Below are 24,918 nucleotides of genomic sequence, written 5' to 3'. Positions count from 1 at the left end.
CCCCAAGAAAAAATGCGATGCTCCAAGATAAGGGGTATCGTATCAAGATGTAATAACCTATGAAGCTTCTAAAATCCCCCAATCCAACTACCAAGTTCCTAGCTTTTCATTTTGGTGGCTGGCTCATGTTTGCCCTAGTGAATGCGATTTCACGAGGATTGCTTACTGATGAGAATTTCGAACAGCTCGCGGCACACACTTTCACCCTTATATCCACTTGTGGTTTTTCAACCCTCGTCATTCGAGAAATCATATACCGCTTTAATCTTTTGGATAAAAATTGGCGGCAACAATGGCCCATTTTCATCCTATCCTCAATTACTCTCGCATTTATATGTGCCTACAGCTCGCTCACTTTAATTTTCTCGTATTACAACTTAGCAGGGTACACCGCACCCAGCTCCTTTTGGAATAATGTACTTGGCAACTGGCTACTTATGACCATCCTAATGTTAAGCTGGACCTTGATATACATTACAACAGTTAACCAGGATAGACTGCTCAAAGTCGAGCAGGAGGCCGTACAGCTCAACCTACAGCTCAACGAAGCTAAAATGGCTGCACTTATGGGGCAGCTTAACCCTCACTTTCTTTTCAATGGCCTAAATAATATCCGGGCACTGATTCTTGAGGATACGACAAAGTCAAGAACAATGCTGACGAACCTCTCCGATCTGCTACGATACACACTGATGGCACACAAACAGAAAACCGTTCCCCTCAGGGATGAACTGGAGATAGTCTGCCAATATATTGAACTACTTAAAATACAATATGAAGATCGCTTAACTTTTAACCTGGAAGTTGACTCAGACTTAATGGGAGAGCGCATCCCCCCACTTCTTATTCAATTGCTAACAGAAAACGCTGTCCGTCATGGAATCGAAAAATCCAGAACAGGGGGAGAACTGAGTGTAAAAATAGACTCTGTAGAGCAGCATATAGTCATTACCGTAACAAATCCAGGCACTTTAGATATCACCCAAGATAAAACCGCAAATATCGAAGACAAAAAAAGTGGAAATACAGGACTGGGGTTAGCCAATATCCAAAAGCGATTAACCCTCCAGTATGGAGAAAAAACCTCCTTTCTGATAAAACAGCAGGGACAACAAGTTATTGCTCAGTGCCATATCCCCACCTCACCTTTACAACTAGCGGTATAAGAAGTGAAAGCCATTATTATCGAAGACTCCAGACTCGCACGTAATGAACTGAAGGAGTTACTGAAACCACACAAACATATAGATCTGGTAGCCGAAGCACAAGATTGCGAGCAAGCGGTATCGCTAATTAGAGAAGAGCAGCCAGATTTGCTTTTTCTAGATATCAATTTACCCGATGGCACAGGCTTCGATATACTCGAAAAGCTTGATACCGCCCCTAAAGTTATTTTCACAACCGCTTACGACGAGTATGCGATACAGGCTTTCGAGGTCAATGCTCTCGACTACCTACTAAAGCCCATAAACCCAGAGAAATTCGAGCGGGCCTTAAGTAAAGCACAGGAGGATTCACCCTCAACACCCAGTGCCACCTCAGCCAACTACCTGGACACCAGCAATAAAATCTTTATAAAAGACGGGGAGCGCTGCTGGCTTGTTGAGATTGGGAATATTCGATATTTTGAAAATTGTGGCAATCACGCGCAAGTCTTCTTTGAAGACAACAAGCCGTTTATCTATAAATCCCTGGCAAAAATTGAGCAGAGACTGAACCCGGAGATGTTTTTCCGCGCCAACCGACAACAAATCATCAATTTAAACTATATTAAGAATATTGAACCCTGGATAAATAGTGGGCTAATGGTAACCATGACTGACGGTAAAGAAATAGAAGTTGCCCGGCGACCAGCCTGTCGCTTGCGGGAGATGCTGAGCTTTTAGGGGCGATCAGGAGAAAAATACGGCATAACTCTACAAGCTTCCAGGTAGGCCTCGACACAGTAGCAAACAAATGCGGCAATCTTAGGTCAGCAGCTCAAAAAGCTGCTGTCACTTCCTGACGGCAATACCCGCCCCCCCTAACCCAGCCGTGCAAATGCCTGATACTGACTTAAAAATACATCGCCAGATAACCGCTGTAGAAAATTACTCTTCTTCAAGCAGTCCATCACCGGCCCTTTCACTTCCGATAGGTGCAGTTGAATTCCCCTCTCCACCAGGGCGCGATCAATAGATTCCAGCACCTCCAGGGCACTCCAATCTATTTCATTTACTGCGCTGCACATCAATATCACATGCTTCACTTTCGGATTGCGGGCCAGATCTATATAAATGCGCTCCTCTAAAACCCCAATATTCGAGAAAATTAAACGGCCATCTACACGAAAAGTAAGAATCTCAGGAATGGTTTTTACTTTATGCCGGTGGATATTGCGAAAATGCTCTGTTCCCTCTACCAATCCCACTTCTGCAATGTGGGGCTTTGAGGCCCGATAGATAAATAACAGTAGTGAAACACCTACTCCACAGGCAACTCCCGGCTCTACACCAAGCAACAACGTGACGGCGATCGTCAGAGTTACTGCGAGAAAGTCTGCCTTGGCAAAATGCCAAGTCTTACCCAGAATGGAAAAATCAACCAGCGATAGAACGGCCACAATAATAGTGGCGGCCAGAGTCGTTTTGGGAAGGTAGTATAGAAACGGCGTTAAGAAGAGTGCAGCCAGGGCAATACCCACTGCGGTAAAAATACTGGCTAACTGTGTTTGCGCACCCGCTGCATCATTCACCACTGAGCGGGAGAATCCCCCACTCACAGGGAACCCACCTGAGAAGCCAGCGCCCATATTGGCCATACCCAGAGCGATCAATTCCTGGTTGCTATCAATCCTCTGCCTGCGCTTAGCGGCCAGGGTTTTAGCAACGGATACAGATTCCACATAACCAATAATGGCAATCATTAGTGCCGGTACCAGCAAGGCCTCAAGGAGTGGCAGTGATATCTTGGGCAGATTAAGTACAGGTAAACCTGAGGGAATAAAACCAACCAATGCGACTTGTCGCGCCTCATAGCCCAACCCAAAAGACAACCCCATCGTTGCCAGCACCCCCATTGCTGGAGCGGCTCTGGATAGGAGTTCGGCGGTACTCGACGATAAACCCATAGCTTGAAGTAGCCCTGCCCCATAGGCTCGTGCCCAATAGAGAAATAGTACCACCCCCAGACCGGTTATAAGCGCTAGATTATTAACCGTATTGAGGTTTCCCCATAGGGAGGCGATCAATTCAGGCGCGGTATCGCCACTGGCAGGTATACCCAGCAAGTGGCGCAACTGACTCAGTGCGATCAGCAAGGCGGAAGCGGTGATAAAGCCCGATATTACTGGGTGAGAGAGAAAATTAGCGAGCATCCCCAGGCGCAAAGCACCCAGCACGGCAAGAATGGCTCCAGATAGGAGTGCAAGGGCAGTAGCAGCACTCAGGTAGTCAACCGCACCCGATGCTGTAACCTCCGCTAATGCAGTGGCACTCATTAAGGAAACCACAGCAACCGGCCCTACCGATAGGGTACGACTAGTCCCAAAAATACCGTAAACGATAAGGGGCAATATACTGGCATACAGCCCCACCTCAGCGGGCAGACCGGCAAGAATAGCGTAAGCGAGGGATTGCGGGATCAATAATACGGTAACGATTGCTGCGGCTAACAAGTCCCGAAGCAGAATTTCACGATTATAACCATGAAAAATATTAAGAATGGGAAACCATCTGGAATACTGCTGCTCAGCCATTATTTACTGCCCGCGCTTTTACTATCCACAGCCCTCCTTATACGCAGGACCCAGGGAGATAAGTGGCGGCGCTCCATTGTGCCGCCATAGAGAATCGTTATTTATCAGCAAACAGTATTGATTGCCGATAAATATTTGCAGTTAAGGTTCGATTGTGACCAGTGCCGCACTAATATCAAAACCCGCCTGCTGAGCCTGGGTGTACAGCTGCTTTTTATCCGCGCCCATCAGGAGTTTAGCTCCGGCCCAAACCTGACTGGAGCGATTACCCGTTCGGCAGAAAGCGTGTACTTTCTCTCCACTTTGTAAAACATCGCGAAACGCCTCACAGTGATTTTGCAGCATACGCCCACGGGCAAAAGGGATAGCCACAAATTTTATCCCCACCGCTAGCGCCGCCTGCTCCATTTCAGTGTAAGAGGGGTGAGCTTCACTCTCACCTTCAGGGCAATTGCATACCACGACTTGAACCCCACTCTGAGCCAAAGGCGCCATGGTTTCACAGGTAATATGCTCAGAGACACTCACTTGATCATCTAACACTTTAATATTCATTATCACCTCAATTTTATACATTCAATAGAGCGAATCACACGGATCAATAAGTTCGTTTAGAGCAGGTTAAGTGGCACCTTTAGGTAAACTGTGCCGTTGGACTCTGCCGGAGGCATCTGCCCAGCCCGGATATTGACCTGTACCGAAGGTACAATCAGCCTTGGCACAGATAGAGTGGAATCACGCTTGCGCCGCACTGCGACAAAATCCTCCTCGGCCACACCATCGCGCAGGTGAATATTTTCTCTGCGCTGCTCACCAACACTGGTCTCGCACTGGTAGTCCCGCTTGCCCTTAGGCGGGTAGTCGTGGCACATAAACATGCGGGTTTGATCCGGCAGGGACAAGATTTTGCGCACCGAGCGATACAACTCCGACGCATCGCCCCCGGGAAAATCACAGCGCGCACTACCAACATCCGGCATAAATAGGGTATCGCCAACAAACAGGGCGTCGCCGATTAACCAGGCCATATCTGCGGGGGTGTGACCGGGACTGTAAATAACTTTCGCTGTCAGCTGCCCCACCTGGAAAGTCTCACCGTCCTTAAAGAGGTGATCAAACTGACTGCCATCAGCCAGAAACTCCCGCTCAAGATTGAATACATCGCGGAAAATTTGCTGCACCTGACAAATCTGCTCGCCAATCCCTATTCGCCCCCCCAGCTTCTGCCGCAAAAATGGCGCGGCCGACAAATGATCGGCATGGGCGTGGGTCTCCAGTATCCACTCCAGGGTCAAGCCTTTATCCCGGATAAAAGACACCAGCTCTTCGGCACTTCGGCTACAGGTACGGCCGGAAGCCACATCAAAATTGAGCACAGAGTCCACTACAGCGGCGGAACCCCCTTCCCTGTCGTACACCACATAGCTCCAGGTCTCCGTTTCCCGGTCTAGGAATGGCTGCACCTGCGCAGGGTGTTGTTGTTGAGGCATCTTCAGCCCTCCAGTATTCGCTACACTAACAATATACAATCTGATAATATATAAAACAATATATTGTAACTATGTAAACTGTTTTAGTCCCTATGTCTGATACTGAACATCTCGACCTTACAAAAATGCGCGATTCCGCCAACCAGGCGGCTATGATGCTGCGCTCCCTGGCCAACCGGGACCGCCTGTTACTGCTGTGTCAGCTTAGCCAGGAAGAACTCAATGTCGGCGAGCTGGAAGAGCGCCTGGGCATCCACCAACCAAGCCTGTCCCAGCAGCTGGGGGTCCTCCGCCGCGAGGGCTTGGTCGAAACACGCCGAGAGGGAAAAAACGTCTACTACCGGGTTGCAGACCCGCGCGTGCTGACCCTGCTGCAAACTCTCTACCAACTCTACTGCGCGGAGTAGCCCTATGACTATCGATTGGGCCGCCTTCACTCCAGGCTCCGCACTCGCAGGGGGGCTACTGATCGGCCTCGCCAGTGCTACTTTACTCGCCTTTAATGGTCGCATCGCAGGTATTTCCGGCATTATTGGCAACCTGCTTAACCACCGCCGAGACACCCTATGGCACTTAGCCTTTATTGGCGGGTTATTGATGAGCCCTTTTGCCTGGAAGGTTTTTGCGGCAATGCCCACCATTGATATTAAGGCAGATTACCCCAGCTTAATTACAGCCGGTTTACTCGTGGGCCTGGGTACTCAAATGGCATCCGGTTGCACCAGCGGCCACGGCGTTTGCGGCCTATCCCGACGCTCTATTCGCTCACTAACCGCCACCCTAATATTTATGACTGCGGGCTTCACCACCGTTTTTCTAATAAGGCACCTGCTGGTGGGGCAATTCTGATGAAAACCAATATCAGCGCACTCTGCGCGGGACTGATTTTTGGCCTGGGACTACTACTCTCCGGCATGACCAACCCGGAAAAAGTACTGGGCTTCCTCGATCTTGTTGGCGCCTGGGATCCATCTCTGGGACTGGTGATGTTTAGCGCTATTGCTGTGGGGCTACCCCTGTTCCACTTGGTCACAAGGCGTGGAAAATCTATCTGGAATCAGCCCCTCCATCTACCCACAAAAAGCCGGATCGATCGCCGCCTAGCGCTGGGCAGCCTTCTGTTTGGCGCAGGCTGGGGATTGGTCGGCCTCTGCCCGGGACCGGCCCTTGTCGCTGCCGGGGCCGGGCAGCCAAAAGCCTTGATATTTGTTCTCGCTATGCTCACAGGCATGAGCATATTCCAACTCTTTGGTAGCAAGCGCACCACAGCAGCGAAATAAGTAAGCCCGGGGCTGATCGGCAAGCCCCCTTTTGCTGCCCCCGATTACCCCTGGAATCCCCCGGCCAAAGGCGGCGCTACTTGTAAGGCGGCACCAAACACTGGCAAAATATCCAGTATTTGGGTGAAAATGCGATGGGCGGCAACAATCTCACATCAGAGCAACAGGCAATCGCAGACCACAGCGGCGGTCACGCTAAAATCATTGCCGTTGCCGGCTCCGGCAAAACCACCGCCCTACTGCACTATATAAAGAATCGCCTGGATGCAGGCATCCCCCCCGAGCGACTACTGGTATTGATGTACAACCGCAGCGCGCGCGAGGACTTTGATCGGCGCATGAAAGGCTTGGCCGAGGGCCCTATACCGGCAGTACACACCTTCCACAGTGTCGGGTATCGCCTATACCAACGCATGATTGCCAACAATCATCTTACTGCCGCCAATCTCTCCCCCCTGCCACAAGCCACTATTCAATTACAGATATGGAAAGCGATTGAAGAGTGTGCCCCTACCCACGAATTAGAGGAGATTCGCGCGCGCAAGCAGTCTGAAATTGAAGCCGCAGAATTTTTTATCGACTATGCCAAAACCATTTTATCCGGGGAGCTAAGCGCATTTCAGGAGCTAAAACTCGGCGACGAGTTTATGTATTTTCTACAGGTATTTCGCACTTTCGAAGCGTGGCGCCGCAGCCAAAGTGCCGTGACCTATGCCGACCTGATTTACGATCCCGCCATGCTGCTCAGCACCGATGAGCAAATGGCCGAGCAGTACGGCGGTTATTATGAAGATATCCTGGTAGACGAATACCAGGATATCAATGAGATACAACACTTTTTACTGCGAGCTCTCAATGGGGAGTCCGGCAACGTCATCGCTATCGGTGATCCAGACCAAACGATTTATGAATGGCGCGGCTCCAAGCCGGATTTCCTACTCAATCTTTTTGATAGGGACTTCCCCCCCTCAAATATTTACCACCTGAGCCGCACCTTTCGTTACGGCCACCAGCTATCTCTAGCCGCCAACCATTTTATTGAGAACAATCGCGATCGCGCCGATATATTCTGCATATCCGCCAGTGAGGAACAACAAACAGAGATAGAGCAGGTGACAACCGATAAAGAGGGTCGCTGGCTGGTAGAACACCTACGCAGATACCAAAAACAGGGGCAGGCTCTCAGGGACGTTGCCGTATTGGTACGACTGTGGTCGATCGCAGCACCTATTGAGCTGGCGCTACTGGCCAACAATATCCCCTACCGATCCGCCAGCCGCAATACCGTACTGTCCCGTCGTGAGTTGCGGCCACTGTTTTGGAGTCTGAATATTGCCTCCGGCCGCTTTACCGAACTTTCGGCCAAACGCCGCCAGCAAGGACTTTATGAATGGCTGACCGCCCCCCATGTCCGCATTCCACGCAAAGTTTTGGAGCCCGTTTGTTCCACCCTGGCCACTCTGGATAAAGACTGGGGCAAACAGTTAATTACCCTGCTGCCAGAAGGCTTGAGCAAACCCCAAGCCAAACGCCTGCGCCAGCGGGCAGACCTGCTCACCCAGATTGAGAGCTGGCGGGGCCATGCTGGAGAACTGTTGCGCCGCCATATCGGCGAATTGGAGCTTCTCAGTGGGATCGCTGATGACGCCTTCACTCGTCAACAGGGGGAGGAAAGACAGCAGACGATCATCGCCTTCTGCAAGTATCTGGACACACTGAAGCAATCCCCCGCAGAAGCCCTGGCACACCTGCAGGAACTACAGCGGCAACATCGAGAGGGCGAGCAATCCCGTGTCGATGGTATTCAAATAACCACGATGCACCAGGCCAAGGGGCTGGAGTGGGGGCAAGTTATTATCCCGAGCCTCACCCAGCACAATATGCCCTACCAACCCCAGCGAGACTTCTCTACACCCGCCTCCCTGGAAAGCGAGCGCCGCCTGATGTATGTCGCTATGACCCGGGCAAAATCAAAGCTGTTCTTATTGGCCCCCACGGAAAATACCGATAAAAAGGATCCCGAGGCTTCGCAGCCCTCTCTGTTTATCAATGAAATGCAACTCCCGCTAAGTAAGTTAATGGCAGATGCTCTGCGGGATCGTCCAGACAAAATCGATACCGATGTACCAGTATCACGCCAGGCACTCCACTATTTAGAGGCCTGCGATTACAACCCCAATATCAGCGCACCCCGCGCACCAATACGAAAACCCGAACCCGGTGAAAGCCTGCGCCACCAAAAACTCGGCTATGGCAGGGTTTTGGGCTGGGAGGATAAGCGCATAGAGATCTTATTTAGCGATGGCAAGGCTCGTCGATTTGATTGGGAAACCCTGTCACAGTATCTGATGCAGTGATGGCCCGGTGAAATTTTTACCGTTACTGTTGATTTCGGACAAATAAAGCCTATGGCGGTCAAAGTATTATCAATTACCGCCATCCCCCAACTTCACATTTTTGCTGACTTATTCTGATGCAAGTATCTATCAAACAGCTTATCAAAAACCCTCTTTCCCAACTATTTTTCATCAGCCAAAAAATCCCACAGGAATTATTTAGTAAACAACTGACCCAGGACATGTTTTGCCTAGGGGAAAACGCAAAAATTGCGACCAATTTTGCCCTTCGCGGGTACTGCCCACTGGTTGACAGAACAACGGTCACTTTTGAAACAGGCGGGATTCAAAAAGAGGATATCCTTCAAACCATTCAAAAAACACTCAATCACCTGAACACCCTACCCGAAGTGACACAGCTAGATGACAGTAAAACAATTGCGGACAAAGCGGGCTTTAGCGTGGTAACGCTTCCTCAGCCGCAATATATCCATCAATATATACTGCCGAATTTGCTATTTCACATAAGTATGGTTTATGCCATTGCACGCAGCCACGGAGTGGCCCTCAGCAAAGGAGATTATGACGGCTACCACAGCTATCCAGCAGCATTTAGTTTTATTTAACGATCGACCTCTGGATAGCTTTGCAACTCTCAATATTTGAAATTTGGTTTTTACAGAAAATTTTAATCCTGGCACTACCGAACATTTGAAATTAACTATTACTCACACGATAGTTCCAGAAGCTAACCTAAACACCTTTAGATTATTTAAAACCACTTGACCCATCCCATTTAAAAAAATATAACTACGTTTCAGGTAGATATCTACAGCAAACTTTTTAACGGAATAGAAGTAATCGGTATGAAAATCTCCAAGCTATTACTACTCCCCCTAGCTCTGACAATCTCCAGCATTTCTACCGCAGAGGAAAAACCGCTCTATGTAGGTTTCGGAATGGGTTACCACGACTTTGATGGGCAGAAAGCTCAATCTGATCACTACCTTGATGGGCAGCGTTTCGGCGATCAAACAAACTCTATAAATATTTATCTCGGCTATCAGTTTAACCAGCACTTCTCAGTAGAAGCTGCCTATCAGCATTTCAATAGTGCTAATGATGAATATCGCGCACTGGTTAACTCTTATGATTACGAAACCGATGGATACCGCTATATCTACGTCAACGACGATGAAACACTTGAGGTCAGCAGTTTCCAATTAAACAGTGTCGCACACTACCCTGTGCTTGAAAAACTGACCCTCAGTGCCAGTCTGGGCCTCTCCTATACCAGAGTCGATAGTGAATTCAGGCCAGTTTCGACCTGGTGGTCACTTATAAGCCCGGTTAACAGATACAGCGAAAAAGACTTCGACCTCACCTACGGTCTCGGCGCCAAATATGACTTTACCGATAACATTTCTGGCAGGCTTCAGTGGAAGAGAATCGATAACGACATCATAGCGGTTAATGGGTTTAACCTATCCCTAGAAACTCACTTCTAGCCCCCTTTACCAGGGAGCGCAAAGGAACCAAGCCCCTCACGGCTTAGCCCAGGGGCCTCTGAATGATTCTGTAATATCCCTGCCGGGCTTGCTGAGCGACTCACACTCTACGTTGCAACATTTTGAAAAGGTCTAAAGCCCCGCGTTGATTGAGAAGTGCTCTACAGGCCAGAGATATCACAAATTATTCAGAGCCCCATACACAATCAAACCTCTCTAAACCGTCGGCAGGATTAACTGGGCACTCAACTATCGCCTTAAATAAGTCCAGGTTGCTCTAAATGCCTCCAAAGTGCCCAATCTTTAGCCAACCCAATGATTTTTAAGGATTTTTTTATTGTTTAGGTTGACTTGTACCAGGTCCATCTATAATATCCGCACCTGTAACGCGCTCGTAGCTCAGCTGGATAGAGTACCTGGCTACGAACCAGGCGGTCGGAGGTTCGAATCCTCCCGAGCGCGCCACATACAAAGGCCTGCATCGAAAGATGCAGGCCTTTTTTATTATCCCCATCTGAGAAATTCAGGTCGATCGTTAAAAGTTTCAAAAAAAGATTGACTAATGGTCGGAAAGGGAATAAATTACGCCACCTCGACGACGCGCTCGTAGCTCAGCTGGATAGAGTACCTGGCTACGAACCAGGCGGTCGGAGGTTCGAATCCTCCCGAGCGCGCCATCTTCAAGGGGTTTACGTTACATGACGTAAGCCCCTTTTTTATTTCCCGCAAGCATACTGGCTGCACCCAGCAATTCCTTTTACAATAAAGAGAGGCTTGGGTTCACCCTGATCACCCCCGCTTCCCCCCCCTCCTTAGCTGCAACACTTGGTCAGCAAGCTAGATCCCGTAGTGAAAGGCTGGCGTCAAAGCTCTGGACAAACTTAAACCAAGTTGAACCAGGAGTCTCAATAGTTAAAAATACGCAAGGAGCTGTCAAAATCAGAAGTAAGGGACTACATGGCTGACATCCTTAAAGATATACTCCAGTTTGTGCAGAGTATGGGGCTCAAGAACGGCCTCTTTGTCATATTTTTCATCTTTGCGCATTACCTGCTCTTCTGGATGTACAGCGGGCGCCTGAAAGATCGTCAAGTTGAAATTGATCGGCTTGCAGCCGATAATAAAGAATACAGAGACAGGTTTCTGAAACTGATGGATAATGCCTTCTCTTATTCTCCACCCACCAGGAAAGCTGCGTCCAAAAGACCGGCTAATGAAAAGGAGTTTGAGTAGTGCTCTATATATTGCTGGCAATTGCTCTTGTCTTCATTTTCGCCAAGATATATCAGCTTCTGGAAGTAAAGAAGCACGATCAGCACCTGTTTGAATTTTGCCAGCTGCGAAGAGATACAATCAGCTACCTCTCCAGCTCCTACACAGACCTATCAAGAACAGATTACATCGCCTTACGCAAGGTTAGTGACACGCTTAGCGCCATCATTGCCGAGTATAAGGAGCACCGCACGGTAGTATTTAACCTCAGGCTATTTTCAGAGTATGTCAATCAGCTAAAAACCTTTGAAAAAAAGACAGAGAAAATATCAACCAACAACCCCCAAATACAAGATCTACTCCATAGAACTCACCGATCTATATTTAATGCCTTTCTAGCATTTACGCCCTGCCTTAAATCGGAGCTCGCTTTCGCTGTTGCAATAAAGCTTATCTCCCTTGGGGTAAAGGCTGGAGTCAAATCGCTCAGAAGGTACTTATTCAGCCTTAAAGAGGCAAAGTTGCTGCTTAATACATTTGAGCGGCTCTCCGCCCCCTGCTGATACCCCTATTCGCCCCAGGCCACATCAAGCTTTCCATAGGTATAGCTTTCATATGCAAAGCTACTCAATTGCTATTTCTGAAACTACAAAAAGCTGTCGGGCAACGGCTCCCCCCCAAAAAAATAATGAAAAATGTGCAACTTAAATTCATTTCATTAAGATCTGCACCTTATACAAGGTTCTATCGATAGGCCAAACTGCATGAAATTAATTTCTATCAATGTATCCAAAAAAATAGCCTCTGAATTCAAAGGCAAGCCCGTTACTACCGGAATCTTTAAAAAATCCACTGAAGGAAGAGTTTTCGTTAGCAAGGGGAATCTAGAGGGGGATGAGCAAGCAGACCTAAAGCACCATGGCGGTAAAGACATGGCCGTATATGCATTTTCTTATGATCACTACGCCTACTGGGAGGGTCAACTAGGCAGAAGCGGGCTTAAATATGGCGCATTTGGTGAAAACCTAACCATAGAGGGACTTCAGGAAGAGAAGATTTTTATTGGGGATCAATTTCGCATCGGCAGCTGTCTCCTGGAGGTAAGCCAGCCCAGGATACCCTGCTTTAAACTCTGCATGGCAATCAACAGTGATTCCGCAGTCAAGATTTTCACAAACAGCTTTAATTGCGGTGTATATTTTAGAGTCATTGAGCAGGGGTATATCGAGGCCGGAGATTTTATGGAAAAAACTTATGAAGCATCAAACTCTATAAGCATACGCTCCATGTTCAGATCTTTATTTGACAAAGATTTCCTCGATGCCATGGACACGCTTCAAATCGCAAGTCAGTTACAACCCTTATCACAAGAATGGAGAGATAAAGCCACAAAACGACTTGCCAAATACTGACAACTAAAATCTTACGTTTTCCGAAAGCAATGGCAAGTAATACAAGCCCCATAACAACACCGTTACTACAAAGCTTGGGGGTAATCGAAATTTAGCGCCCCTTTAGCTTTACTCCTGTGAGCAGACTCATCAAAAGATCAAGGGGCCACAAGAAAAATTATGGCTCATTATATATCCTACAAAATTTAACATAGGTTTTTGAGGATATTAACAAGTAAATAATCGCCGAAAAAACCATCACCAACCAGGTGTATTGCACAAAATATAAAACCCATAAATAGGAAATAAATGGCAATACAAAAACAGCCAGCTTCTTAATACCAATACTGGTAATATGCAGCGAAGCATATATACAAATCAGCACCGATAAAGAAGAGCATACCAATAACAGTGATGATGGCTTTATTGTAATCATTAGCGCGCTTAGTAAAACAAAAACGATACCTCCAAAGTATCTCAGCCCGGGCTCAAGCGCCCCCATACTAATAGGAGCAGCCATATATCCAACCAGGTGATAACCGGTGACAATCACCATAAGCGCCGCCCAGCTATCGGCATGAGCAAGAACAATCGCCGCTATCAACCAATTGGTGAGTATAGAACGCCTTGATAAATTGTGTATAGGGTCGAGTACAGCCAACCAGCCAGGCATCTGTCGCACCGAGGCCATAGCAAACAGTATTCGCGATGAAGCCCCCAGGTAAGTGTATCCCGAAGCTGAAGGGCTTATGATACTATCTGCAAGCAGTATCATGGCAAGAAAATGCAGCCCCAGCAGCGCAGCCAGATCTAAAAGTGGCGAGTCAAAATTAATCTCTTGCCAGCCGCCATTTTTCACCAGGAGATCGTTTGGCACCGACGCCATAAAGGCATATTGTAACGCCAGATAAACAAGCGTCATAATCGTTATTGACAAAAACACAGCCAAAGGAATATTGCGCTTTGGATTTCTAACCTCACTGGAAAAGGCAGCACTAACCTGAAAACCATTAAATGAATAAATCAATCCAGCACCAACTATTGCGGAAAAAGCGCTTTGAAAGCCAAACTCCTGATCAGAATCTATCGAGAAATTTGCCCCACTGGTATCATTACTAAATACTACAATAAGCAACACAATTATTGCGAAGGTAGGCGTAAAAATTTTCAGCACCGTAACAACATTATTGATTTTGGTAAGAACACGTATTCCATAAAAATTAATCACCAAATACACAAAAAGAATGCTTAGTGCAAGTACCTTACCCCACAAGGTTAAGATGTGATTATCAATTAAAAGAGAGGAGTCAATCGCAGATGAAATATATTGAGTGGTTGCCTGGGCCTCTGTAGCCACAACCATTAAGGAACCAAACCAATTGGCAAATGCAAATGGCATCCCAAAGATACTGTTGTGTGACAGCGCACTCGCTTGAGCTAAAGCACCACGAACTGGGTAGAATGCAACAATACGCGTTAGGCACAAGCCAACCATTAGGGCGAAAAGTGCCGCTAAAATCCACGCTCCAAATGCCCAGTTACCCGCATAATTTGCCGTCAACTGTGCGCCAAACAACCAACCTGAGCCAATCATGCAGGTCGCACTAAGCAGCGTAGCACTGATCAGGGAAACACGTGCTTTTCCGTCTTTGGCACAATCCATATCAACTATTTCTGAAGTGTTACGCAGGTGTTGTCACTATCCAACCTGGTAAGTCCTGCGGCTAATACTTTTAGTCTAGTCAGCTACGGGGCCTTTGAATAATTCTGTAATACCTCTGCAAGCCTTGAGAGCTACATATATTAAATTAAACTCCCCCACAAATGGTCGCAGGAGTTGTAACGTAAAATTCGCCTCCCCAGAATTCAGCTTCACTTCAGCCCCATAACAATAGATCACACTAGATTCACAAGCTGAAATATTAAACACTAAAAAGGCCTATTGCGCTGCAACAAATAAAAAGCCGCCTATTTTAGTGTTTAATTCCCCTCCTCCCACTGGGAAGCCTATGAATAACGCCACAATATCTCTGCAAACGCTAAAATCAGCAGATATTACGCCTTACTCAGAGTACGACGAAACATCCCAACGGGCACAATTTGCAACATCGATATATTCCTTGAGGATGGCAACCATACGTCCGCGTATGCGCCAGAACTTCTCAGGGACATGATTTGTCGCAAAAGCAATTGAGGCCCTACACTCAGGAATAACAAACAGATAAGCCGTAGCTGCATTATCAGTCACACCACCGTGATGCAGTGCTAGCCATGGCTTTTCCTCCTTCCCCAACTCGATACCAGCAACCCGCCAACCAAGCGAATATTTTTCCTTATTAACCTCACCGTTGCGTAGTTTCACTGGTGTAAAAAGCGCCTGTAATGCATCATTTGATAAGAATCCAACCTTATAGAGAGCTTGGGCCATCCTCACCAAATCGGAAGGGGTTGAAATAAATCCTCCTCCACCAAAGAGAAAACTCCTATCTCGCTCACCTGTGGAACGAACAAACACTCCCATGCTATCCACATTCGAATAATAAGCTGCTTCGCTCCCCCGCCCAGCAAAAGAAGTATCCAGCTCTGTAGCTGCCATCCCCAAGTGACTCCAAAGCTCTGATTTAAGATAATCGATATACCCTTTTTCTGAAGCGGCTCCAACAACAGCTGATAGCAAGATATAGCCATTTGATGAATAGCGATACTGAGTTCCAGGCTCAAATAACAATGGGTGCCCATCGAATACGTAAAATGCATCCAGCGGAATTTTATGATTCTTCACATCGGTAAATTCAGCTAAATCCCTCTCCCGAGTATCGTGCGGCACGCCAGCTGTATGCGCGGCAAGCTCAGCAACACTAAACGTTGATGTATACTCAGGGTGCTTGACATAGGCACTTACTGGTTGTTGCAGGTCCATTTTACCCTCAGTAAGTAATCGAGCCACAGCCAGTCCTGTCATAGGTTTGGACAAGCTGCCGACTGAATATTGCGTGTCAGTATCGGCCTCCAACTCCTGTTCAATATCAGCAAATCCTATCGCCTGAGCAAAAGCCACCTGGTCGTTCAGCCCTATTGCGACAGATAAGGAGGGAAGCTTATACTCCTCCTTTAGCACTGCAACCTCCCTCATAATCCTGGAAGCCTTATTCTCCTCTGCGAAGGCCTCCAAAGCCAGCCCCTCAGACAACGCCATCAAGCTGATTAACAAATAATTTCTTAACATTTTTCCCACTTCGAATTTACCATGATCATACTGTCAACCATAAATCAACAAAAACTGACTTATTTATCCCTACCAAAGTATCTATACACTCAACTACAATGTGTATTCATGTTTGATCAATTACAATTTGGTTAGACGCACCTAGCCCAGGGGATAGATGCAGTAGGACAATTATTTTTTATCTCCACCCAAGTATTACTTGACCCGCTAACAAAGCCGGCGAGCACTATAGGCAGTTAGTATGTCAGCCATACCCATCAGGCGCTACTGAAGGAGCATGGAATGATATGTTCAATGAGCAGTAAAGGAAATTGTTGGGACAACGCACCAGCTAAGTGGCTTTTAGCAGCCTGAAGTGAGAGTGACCAATAAGAAACCCCTATGGAACAAGGGAGGATACGACCACAGATGTGAGAGCCTATATTAATTATTAAAACTCATGCAGAATACACACAATACTGGGCCATATAACCCCTACCAGATTTGAGAAATGCGCTTAAAGAGGTGTCCGGTTGGGCTTGATCACAGCAAAGGTGAACGAAATAGGCTTGAAGTGTATTTGTTTTCAATACATTTTAACCCCAAGCAGAGTTCGGTTTAACCTATAAATCTATGGCACTACAACTGAATCAATATAAAATCCTCTCCTCCCCTACAATATCAAACAACGACTTTAGGAGAGGGAGGGCAGCACTAAATCAGTCTAGCTTAGATTTTTAGCCATTAAAACTGAGCATGTTCATTATGAAATAAATCCAACGTCCTCAGAGACAGCTCTACCAAATCTACTGCTCGATCACTATCCGCATTTTTAATGGCACTTACCGAACGGGCATGGTCAGGGCAGAGCATCAGTATACTATTCGCACCAACAGCCTCTCCGCTAATTATCTTCATATTTGGGTGCTCCTGAAGAATTCTAATCACATCTGCATCTTCCACCGGATCATACAGCTCACCCAAAGCACTGGAATCAACAATCCAGCCCATACCATAACTAAGCTCATCGCCACTTGCTAGAGTCCCCGGGCTAAAAATTTCAGATATAGACTCAGCGCTCAGGTAGCGCTCATCAAGGTGCGATAAAGCAAATTTAACCAAATCACTCGGTGTTGAAAGCATACCTCCGCCAGCATACTTATAGCTGCTATTTACCTCTGGAGAGTTAATTAAGGTTCCACCCCAATAAGAATAGGCTCTTTGCCTATGAGGTATTATGGGTGAATTCTCATCGAAGGTACTATTTTTCAACTTCAATGGCACAAATACTTCTTCTTGCACCAATGTCTTAAACTCAGATCCCGACGCAGACTCCATAGCCGCAGCAAGTAGTGTCCAGGCATAAGTAGAATATCCAAAGTCTGTCCCCGGATAGAACAGCAGGTCATCATTTTTAAAAATATCTAGCGCCTCTGCTGTCGAGCTATACTCCACATTGAGAAGCATCTCCTCCTCAGAGCTATAGTAGCGTATTCCGGAAGTATGATTCGTTATCTGCCTGAAGCTAATGTCAGCGTGTGAATCAGGCCAAGCCTCCACTAGTGGGCCGACATATTCATCCAGCTCAAGAGCCCCCTGCTCTTTTAATCTCATCAAAGCAGCAGTAGTGATAACCTTTGAAATACTCGCTATCCTTAACTTAGTTCTTCTGGTCATTGGAACTTTAGCTTCCAAATCAGCAAAACCATAGCCTTTTGCCCAGCGAACGTGTCCATTTTCCCCAACAGCCACACTAACCCCGGGTACTGACTCCTCTGAAACTGCCTCCTCAAAAATATCATTTAGGCTATTTACATGACTTTCTGCGTTTGCAGCTTGCAACGCTGCACACAATATAAACGCAGCACAATAAGTTAGACGTTGGTACATGATTTGGGCATCCATCCTCTATTATTTTCATCATCAAAAAGACACATCAATATACCGCACTCAGCTATCGATGTGAAAAAAATCTCACAGTTAAAGTAGAAAAAGTGCAAGCGATAATAGAGCATAAAATTAACCCCTGCGGCAAACCGATTTCCAACCTAGAGCTGAAAGTAAAACTGCCTCCTGACAATTAATAATTAAGCAGAAAAATGTTTTATTTCTAGAAGCAAGCCAAACACCTCCCGCCGAGCAGAAGTGAAAGCATACTCACCTTTAAGCGAAAGCATTGCAATCTAACATAAAGTATCACCAGATAATCCAAGGCTAAACATGGAAGCTTTATGAGAGCTGAGTCTTTATTTGTATTATACCCCCCAGCAGAAACAAACCCTCCTACATAACCCCTACATCTACCAGAGTTCTACGACCTATAATTCCCACAAAACATTCAGGCTTACAGAGCAAGATCTCTGTTTCTGTTAAAACCTCAATATTTCCAATAGAAAATCTCGCATATAGCTTTACATAGGGCTTATAGCTTGTCAGTTCATTTTTTAACAATCTGAGGCTAGCGCCATAACCACCAGGAGGTCATATAAAAGCACAAAACAGTGTATTTTAGTACGACCTACAATAATCTTCTTTTCAAACCCTGCATTTTTCAATACTCTTCAAGAACAATCTGAGCTTACCCCATCAAAACGAGAATAATAATGAAGGATTATTTGATTATCGGCGGCGGCCATAACGGTCTGGTCTGCGCCTGCTATTTGGCTAAAGCGGGAAAAAAAGTAACGATACTTGAGCGCCGATCAATTGTTGGCGGTGCTGCGGTTACCGAAGAATTTCACCCAGGATTCCGTAACTCTGTAGCAAGCTATACTGTTAGCCTGTTAAATCCGAAAATCATCAAAGACCTCCATCTGCATGCGCACGGCCTGGAAATCAAGTTGCGGCCGCAATCAAACTTTTTTCCACTTTCGAATAGAGAAAGCCTCTCCTTCCACAAGAATCTCGCAGATACACAGGCAGAAGTTGCGCGCTTCTCGGAAAGGGACGCGACCACCTTACCTGACTTTTATGCCATGCTGGAAACTGTAGCGGATATTTTGCGCGAGGAATTGTTGCGCTCGCCCCCCAATGTAGGGGGTGGTCTTGCAGATCTAATCCGCGCAGGCGGTTTTGGCCTGAGAGCTAAAAAACTGAGTATGGCATCGCGCCGTGATGCACTGGACCTATTCACCAAAAGCGCCACCAGTGTACTGGATGCCTGGTTTGAAAATGACCACGTCAAGGCCGCATTTGCATTCGACGCTATCGTGGGCAACTATGCCGCACCCAGCACTCCCGGCTCAGCCTATGTCTTGCTACACCATGTGTTTGGCGAAGTAAACGGTGAGAAAGGTGCCTGGGGGCATGCAATGGGCGGTATGGGTGCTATTACCCAAGCCATGCATAAGGAGGCCGAGCGCCTTGGTATCACTACTCGCACAAACACCGAAGTTAGAGAGGTCTTGGTTAATAGCGGCCGCGCCACAGGGGTGCAGCTAAGCAATGGGGAGATAGTTACTGCCGATAAAGTGATCGCCAACATTGGCCCCAAACTGCTCTACTCCCAAATGATTGACGAGCAACACCTGAAACCCGAATTTCATCGTCGTGTGCGTGGTTTTAGAGTGGGCTCCGGCACTTTTCGTATGAATGTAGCGCTGTCTGAACTACCCGACTTTACCTGCAAACCCGGAACTCATTTGCAGCCACACCATCAGTCTGGAATTGTCATTGGTCCCAATATGAATTACTTGGAGCAGGCCTATGTGGACGCAAGGCAATACGGCTGGTCTAAGCAGCCCATTGTAGAAATATTGATCCCCTCCACCGTCGATTCCACTCTAGCTCCCAAAGGCCAACATGTCGCTAGCCTATTCTGTCAACAATTCGCGCCGGAGCTACCGGAGGGCAAGTGTTGGGATGACTATCGCGAGCAGGCAGCGCAAACTGTTATCGATACTGTCACAAACTATGCCCCCAATTTTCGCAACGCTATCATCGCGCAGCAAATTCATTCACCTTTAGATTTAGAGCGCAAGTTTGGCTTGATCGGAGGCGATATTTTTCATGGCGCCCTAGGCTTGGACCAGCTATGGAGCAATCGCCCCTTTATGGGCTTTGCGAATTACCGCACGCCGATTCAAGACCTGTATCTCTGTGGTTCGGGCAGCCATCCGGGTGGAGGGGTCACCGGTGTACCTGGTCATAATGCTGCAATGGAGATTTTGAGAAATCAATAAAACAGCCAGAGAAATAAGAGCTTTAGGTGTCGTATTCCACCGCTAAATTATAGCTTATTGAAAATTCGTGTGTAGCCGTTAGAAAAAGTAAATACCCTCCGCAAAACCGGAGGATATTTACTCCCATATTGTCAACATAAGTGCCGCACTTGGTACACCCCTCAATAGCTAGTGGTTCACGCGGTTAATACTATAACGATTAATTTTCCCACCCGGCCTCGCTTAGGCTCCTACATTATTTTGAAGAGGGCTAGGCATTAGCCTAGCACACACGTATTGATCGGTAGCAGTTCGTCTAGGGCGTAGGCTGTCTACTGGAGGGACTTGCTGGATCGGAGCATTAATTATACTTGAAAATAGGCCCTAACAGCATTCCAGTCAGGGTATTTATTTGAACCAAAATGTAATAGCTCTCCTTCAAACTCACTTTGGCAGCGACCAGTGATATTGTCGTCGATTAGGAACTCTCCTTTTAACAAGCTTTTATTTGGACTAATAATTAACCTGTTAACCATCTCCATCCCTAAGTGATTACCCACCCAAACTCTTTTTTCGGTATAACATAAAGGATTCTTGACCGATGGCGCCGTAAGAATATAGGGCTCATACTGCTCTGATGCGAGCAGAGCGTTAACAGCTTCGATAGCTCCGATCAACGGCGATAGGTTTGCAAAAAAACCATATTGTGACTGAGGGAATTTTATCGATGGATTTCTTTCCAGCTCTCTCTTTGACGCCCCTGAAAAATCACAAAGCACATCATCCATATCTATATATACAATCATACCTTTCCTAATCCGTACAACACCCAATCTGTGTTTTATACCTATACTTTAATCCTGCTCAAAACCTCATAAAGGGAGATGATTTGACTCCTCCACTATGTGCCCCCTCTAACCCGATAAAGGCCTAATATTTTCGAACACCTCGCTAAGATAGTAAAACTAGCAAGTGAGGTAAAGTATGACAACCAAAGATACACGCCGTAACTCTTATCTCTGGGTGAGGATGTTCGATTTCTAAGGCCACAGAAGCTATAGGAATCCGTGCCAGCAAACTGTGATAGTGGGCAAAGGTGCTGGAGGCGGGATAAATCTGGATATTGGCGAGCACGCTAAATTATAGCTGAACCTATACGCAATAAGGAATACACCCAGCATCTATACCTGCTGACTGTCTTTATCAACTTATAATCGAGAAAATAACCCGCTGCCCCAGGTGCCGCACGCCTAAAATCTAAGCAGTATAGATTTTAGGCAATTAAACCATAGGAAGAAGCATTCAAGATCCTGTACTCAGATCAAAAATAAGCTTTCTTCATATGGTATTTTGTTAGAAGCAGAGCTTCATTTATTAACGCTACCCCGAGAATACTACGGCTAACCCTCACCCCTCAACAAACCGCTCGATCGTACCAACTAAACACCTGGGAGTATGTGTTTCTTGCTCTAAATCAATAGGAGTGACGGCAAAATCAAGATTTGTGAAATTAGATTTTAATCTCTTCATACTGCGTGATACCTTATGCGCCATCATAGTGACCCAGATACGAAGGCTGTATTTACATACAGTATACAGTTGTGTAAGGCAAGAAATGAATATTTCCCTAGAGGTTGTGCAAGAGCTGGCTCCAGACCAGGCATCTTTGAATGCAGCCAAAAAACTGTTGAAACCCGCTAAGTGGCCTCTGCGCGGTAAAGCAGCTTCTGTAAATTGCATATGGGGGCAGTGCCAAGGATCGGGGGCTAACCCCTACTACATCATGGCCGATACGGTGGATCATGGTTACAAATGCACCTGCCCTTCACGCAAGTTCCCCTGTAAACATGTTCTGGCCCTGTTGTGGCAATTTGCCGATGGTCCAGATGATTTTGCTGAGGGCGAAACACCGGAATGGGTCGTAGAATGGCTGGGGCGGCGGCGCAAAACTAAGACTGAAGCGCAAACTGACACAAAAGCCACCACCGGCAAAAGTCTTCACGGCATTCCTGAGGAGGCCCCAGAAAGCGCGGAAGAGCGAGAGAAAAAGGAGGCGGCCAAGGCCAAGCGGGCAGCGCAAACGCGAGCCAAAACCCACAAGAGCATCGCGGTGGGGTTGAGTGAATTTCGGCAGTGGGCGGAGGATCAGCTGCGCACCGGTATGGTGGGGTTTCTCAAAGAGCTGCGCTCGCGCTGCCGCTATATTTCCTCGCGTTTAGTGGATGCCAAAGCTGCGGGGCTGGCATCCAGGATTGATGAACTACCAGCCAAGACCCTGGGACTTGCGCCACAGAAGCAGGCTGAAGTCGTTTTCAAGGAGCTGGGGCAATTAATATTGCTCTGCAACGCCTGGCTCACCGATGAGGAAGACGTGGATGCTCGCAGGGCTATTGCCGTTACCGAGAACCGCGATCAGATACTGGGAAACCCCGCCAGCCTGCGACAAACTGGCATCTGGCAGAATATCGGGGAGAAGGTGAGCACCCGCCGCGATGGCCTGGTGAGCCATGCCTCCTGGCTACTCAAGCTCGACAGCGACACCTCCGTTTTTGCTCTGCTGTTGGATCACTACCCCGCTTCTGCGGGGCGCCGCGAGGTGGGGATTGGAGTCGGCGCCTGTATTGAGGGAGAGCTGGCTTTTTATCCCAGCCGCACCCCCATAAGAGCTTTCCCTGTTGGGTTTAAGATCGCACAGGATGATGTGAATAAAATCTGGCCAGCCCAGCAGGAGAGTGTGCTCTCTCGCTATCAAAAGCAACTTTCTCTGCTGCCCTGGGTCGAGCAGATACCACATATTCTTGAAGGTGGCCGCCTACTGCGCTGCACCAATGGCAACTATTGGTGGCGCTGTTCTACTGGGCAGCAAACACTGCCGCTCAACAATGAACAAATTCCCGCCCTACTACTGGGCTCAAAGCTACAGGCGGCATTTATTTTATGGGACGGAAGCAGTGCTGAACTCTATAGCGCACGCACCGAAGAGTGGGGGACCATCGCATGCTAACGCCTGAGCAAATCCAGGAAGAACAGTTATTATTGGAACGCCTGCAACAGCGCTGGATGGTGGGTTCTGACTTACCCATAGAACTGGATGCCCTACCCGCATCCTGGCACCCGCTGTTTGAAGACTTGGCAGAAGAGCATTTTGCCTCAGCGGCAATAGCCCTTCTCAGCCAGCACCAAAGTGCTCTCTATCAACCCCAGACTGCGGAGGAGTTGCGCGACTTTCCGCTGCTACCCGAGCTGAATAAGCCCGTGCTGCCCTACCCAATGCGCGCCCATTTTCGACGAGTCAGCGGCAGTCTTCAGTCTCACTCTACGGAGCAAATCGGCTTGCTGCTGCAATTGATGCTACAGCGAGGCTATATTGCCCACCCCGCCGACTGGCTTCCATCGAGCAACGACGAGGGCTTACCGGGAGTATATCTACCCTGGTCACAATGGGTCGCCAATGAGCAGAGTGCTATTGATGAGAAGGAAGCGCTAACAGAGGAAAATTGGGATGACTGGTACCCCGCCAGTCGCCTGGTAAAGCTTCGGGAGATGCGCTTCAGCAATCCCGCCGCCGCACTAGCGCTGATCCAGACCTGCGCCGCAGGTGAACCCGCCGAAAAACGCTTAAGAATAGTGCAAGTTCTAACTATTCGGCTGAGCGAAGCGGATACAGAATACCTGCAATCCCTACTTAAAGATCGCTCACAAAAAGTAGTGCGCCTCGCCAGTCAGTATTTGTCCCGATTGGGGCAGGCGCCGGAGCTTGAAGGCAATGCGCAGACGGTATCTTCTGCACAAGAGTTAGCTGAATTTTACGAGTTAAAAAACAAGGGGCTGGTAAACAAGCAACCACAGCTATTGCCGCGCAAACTCAAAAGTAAGAAGCAGCAAGCTATCCGCTCAGAACTCCTGCAAAAGATCCCCCTGCACAGCTTTGCCGAGGTACTGGATATCACTGTGGCCGATTTGGTCGGAGCCTGGCAATTTGACACAAATCGCGATTATGACAACCACAGTTTTGTCACCAGTGCGGTAGACAGCCTACCGGATGAGGCCATTGCTTTATTAGTCGGCAATATTGAGGGCTATCTCGATACGGGAGAGGCCGGTATGCCCCTTCTGCACAGTCTATTACCGCGCCTGGAACAATCCCGCCGCGCCGAATTGATGTTCGGATTGCTGCAACATAAAAAGGCCAAGGTGGACTTTCAGGATTTGCTCCAATTTTTGCCCGAGCCTCTAACAGAACTCTCCTGGGATGGATTGAAAAAGACTTCACCCTGGAAAGCGCTGCTGAAGCTTGTTGCCGAAGAATTAAATGAGAATGGCTATCTACAGTCTATTTATATCCAGCGAGAGCTAACGGCGCTGGGTTTGATGTTGCCTAGGGAAACGACTCAACCACTACTGGAAACACTGTTTAAGCAGGGTGTACTACAAGCCGACCCGGCAACCGACTGCCTCCGATTTAACCGTGGACTTGCGAGCGTGGATGAGCGCTAGCTCACACACCCAGCAACGATTTTATTTTAAGACCGATAGATATCCGGCTGAACTCGTAAAGAAAATCCATGAGCTCCCGGATAGGTAAAACAAAAGGATTCCC

Annotated in this window: 21 protein-coding genes and 2 tRNA genes; 16 read left to right on the top strand and 7 right to left on the bottom strand. The window is 47.6% G+C overall.

The annotated features are described in order from the left end of the window. Positions 1-59 precede the first annotated feature (59 nt). On the top strand, positions 60-1,166 hold the full coding sequence (locus tag ACJJIK_RS01005) for a sensor histidine kinase (protein WP_444943915.1): 1,107 nt from the start codon (positions 60-62) through the stop codon (positions 1,164-1,166). Between the two features lie 3 nt (positions 1,167-1,169). After that, positions 1,170-1,886, top strand: a complete 717-nt coding sequence (locus ACJJIK_RS01000; protein WP_444943914.1) for a LytR/AlgR family response regulator transcription factor — start codon at positions 1,170-1,172, stop codon at positions 1,884-1,886. Between the two features lie 137 nt (positions 1,887-2,023). Here ACJJIK_RS01000 and ACJJIK_RS00995 read toward each other — a convergent pair whose 3' ends face one another. From ACJJIK_RS00995 to ACJJIK_RS00985, 3 genes are all read right to left on the bottom strand, one after another. Next, a complete protein-coding gene (locus ACJJIK_RS00995) occupies positions 2,024-3,736 on the bottom strand; it encodes a SulP family inorganic anion transporter (protein ID WP_444943913.1) in 1,713 nt (570 codons plus the stop codon). A 141-nt stretch (positions 3,737-3,877) separates the two neighbouring features. Beyond that, the gene (locus tag ACJJIK_RS00990) at positions 3,878-4,291 is read right to left on the bottom strand and encodes a TIGR01244 family sulfur transferase (protein WP_444931619.1); all 414 of its coding nucleotides are present in this window, start codon (positions 4,289-4,291) and stop codon (positions 3,878-3,880) included. Between the two features lie 56 nt (positions 4,292-4,347). Further along, a complete protein-coding gene (locus tag ACJJIK_RS00985) occupies positions 4,348-5,226 on the bottom strand; it encodes an MBL fold metallo-hydrolase (protein ID WP_444931620.1) in 879 nt (292 codons plus the stop codon). 92 nt (positions 5,227-5,318) lie between these two features. Between ACJJIK_RS00985 and ACJJIK_RS00980 the strand changes: the two genes are divergently transcribed. The 11 genes from ACJJIK_RS00980 (at position 5,319) to ACJJIK_RS00930 (ending at position 12,974) form a co-directional block, all read left to right on the top strand. After that, positions 5,319-5,633, top strand: a complete 315-nt coding sequence (locus ACJJIK_RS00980) for a metalloregulator ArsR/SmtB family transcription factor (RefSeq protein ID WP_444931621.1) — start codon at positions 5,319-5,321, stop codon at positions 5,631-5,633. 4 nt (positions 5,634-5,637) lie between these two features. Continuing rightward, positions 5,638-6,075 carry a YeeE/YedE family protein gene (locus tag ACJJIK_RS00975; RefSeq protein WP_444943912.1) on the top strand — a complete coding sequence of 146 codons (438 nt, stop codon included), beginning with the start codon at positions 5,638-5,640 and terminating at the stop codon, positions 6,073-6,075. Next, the gene (locus tag ACJJIK_RS00970) at positions 6,075-6,506 is read left to right on the top strand and encodes a DUF6691 family protein (RefSeq protein ID WP_444943911.1); all 432 of its coding nucleotides are present in this window, start codon (positions 6,075-6,077) and stop codon (positions 6,504-6,506) included. The genes ACJJIK_RS00975 and ACJJIK_RS00970 overlap by 1 nt, the downstream gene beginning before the upstream one ends. Before the next feature lie 134 nt (positions 6,507-6,640). Beyond that, positions 6,641-8,863 (top strand): ATP-dependent helicase, encoded by a 2,223-nt coding sequence (locus tag ACJJIK_RS00965; protein WP_444943910.1) that lies wholly within the window; start codon positions 6,641-6,643, stop codon positions 8,861-8,863. 116 nt (positions 8,864-8,979) lie between these two features. After that, on the top strand, positions 8,980-9,468 hold the full coding sequence (locus ACJJIK_RS00960) for a DUF1993 family protein (protein ID WP_444943909.1): 489 nt from the start codon (positions 8,980-8,982) through the stop codon (positions 9,466-9,468). Positions 9,469-9,708: 240 nt separating this feature from the next. Next, positions 9,709-10,350, top strand: a complete 642-nt coding sequence (locus tag ACJJIK_RS00955) for an outer membrane beta-barrel protein (RefSeq protein WP_444931626.1) — start codon at positions 9,709-9,711, stop codon at positions 10,348-10,350. Positions 10,351-10,738: 388 nt separating this feature from the next. Then, positions 10,739-10,815, top strand: a tRNA-Arg gene (locus tag ACJJIK_RS00950). 135 nt (positions 10,816-10,950) lie between these two features. After that, positions 10,951-11,027 (top strand) — tRNA-Arg (locus ACJJIK_RS00945). A 280-nt stretch (positions 11,028-11,307) separates the two neighbouring features. After that, complete coding sequence (locus ACJJIK_RS00940; protein ID WP_444931627.1) at positions 11,308-11,583, top strand: hypothetical protein; 276 nt, start codon at positions 11,308-11,310, stop codon at positions 11,581-11,583. Continuing rightward, positions 11,583-12,125: a hypothetical protein gene (locus ACJJIK_RS00935; protein WP_444943908.1), complete on the top strand. Its 543-nt coding sequence runs from the start codon at positions 11,583-11,585 to the stop codon at positions 12,123-12,125. Before ACJJIK_RS00940 ends, ACJJIK_RS00935 begins: the two co-directional genes overlap by 1 nt. 201 nt (positions 12,126-12,326) lie before the next feature. Next, entirely contained in the window at positions 12,327-12,974 is a 648-nt protein-coding gene (locus ACJJIK_RS00930) for an MOSC domain-containing protein (RefSeq protein WP_444943907.1), read from the top strand. A gap of 157 nt (positions 12,975-13,131) precedes the next feature. Here the strand turns inward: ACJJIK_RS00930 and ACJJIK_RS00925 are convergent, their stop codons facing one another. From ACJJIK_RS00925 to ACJJIK_RS00915, 3 genes are all read right to left on the bottom strand, one after another. Further along, a complete protein-coding gene (locus ACJJIK_RS00925; protein ID WP_444931630.1) occupies positions 13,132-14,616 on the bottom strand; it encodes an APC family permease in 1,485 nt (494 codons plus the stop codon). A gap of 399 nt (positions 14,617-15,015) precedes the next feature. Next, positions 15,016-16,179 carry a serine hydrolase domain-containing protein gene (locus ACJJIK_RS00920; protein ID WP_444931631.1) on the bottom strand — a complete coding sequence of 388 codons (1,164 nt, stop codon included), beginning with the start codon at positions 16,177-16,179 and terminating at the stop codon, positions 15,016-15,018. A 723-nt stretch (positions 16,180-16,902) separates the two neighbouring features. After that, complete coding sequence (locus ACJJIK_RS00915) at positions 16,903-18,048, bottom strand: serine hydrolase domain-containing protein (protein ID WP_444943906.1); 1,146 nt, start codon at positions 18,046-18,048, stop codon at positions 16,903-16,905. A 713-nt stretch (positions 18,049-18,761) separates the two neighbouring features. Between ACJJIK_RS00915 and ACJJIK_RS00910 the strand changes: the two genes are divergently transcribed. After that, the gene (locus tag ACJJIK_RS00910; protein WP_444943905.1) at positions 18,762-20,339 is read left to right on the top strand and encodes a phytoene desaturase family protein; all 1,578 of its coding nucleotides are present in this window, start codon (positions 18,762-18,764) and stop codon (positions 20,337-20,339) included. A gap of 344 nt (positions 20,340-20,683) precedes the next feature. On the opposite strand, the gene ACJJIK_RS00905 is transcribed toward ACJJIK_RS00910, so the two are convergent. Then, positions 20,684-21,124, bottom strand: coding sequence for a 5' nucleotidase, NT5C type (locus tag ACJJIK_RS00905; RefSeq protein WP_444943904.1), 441 nt, complete (start codon positions 21,122-21,124; stop codon positions 20,684-20,686). 809 nt (positions 21,125-21,933) lie between these two features. On the opposite strand from ACJJIK_RS00905, the gene ACJJIK_RS00900 reads away from it, so the two are divergent. Beyond that, on the top strand, positions 21,934-23,322 hold the full coding sequence (locus ACJJIK_RS00900) for an SWIM zinc finger family protein (protein WP_444931635.1): 1,389 nt from the start codon (positions 21,934-21,936) through the stop codon (positions 23,320-23,322). Next, a complete protein-coding gene (locus tag ACJJIK_RS00895) occupies positions 23,316-24,815 on the top strand; it encodes a DUF5691 domain-containing protein (protein WP_444943903.1) in 1,500 nt (499 codons plus the stop codon). The genes ACJJIK_RS00900 and ACJJIK_RS00895 overlap by 7 nt, the downstream gene beginning before the upstream one ends. Positions 24,816-24,918 lie beyond the last annotated feature (103 nt).

It is taken from the genome of Microbulbifer regidiadema (SeqCode) (assembly GCF_052466995.1).
Note: the sequence above shows the minus strand (reverse complement) of the source record. Positions and strands in the feature narration are given on the sequence as shown.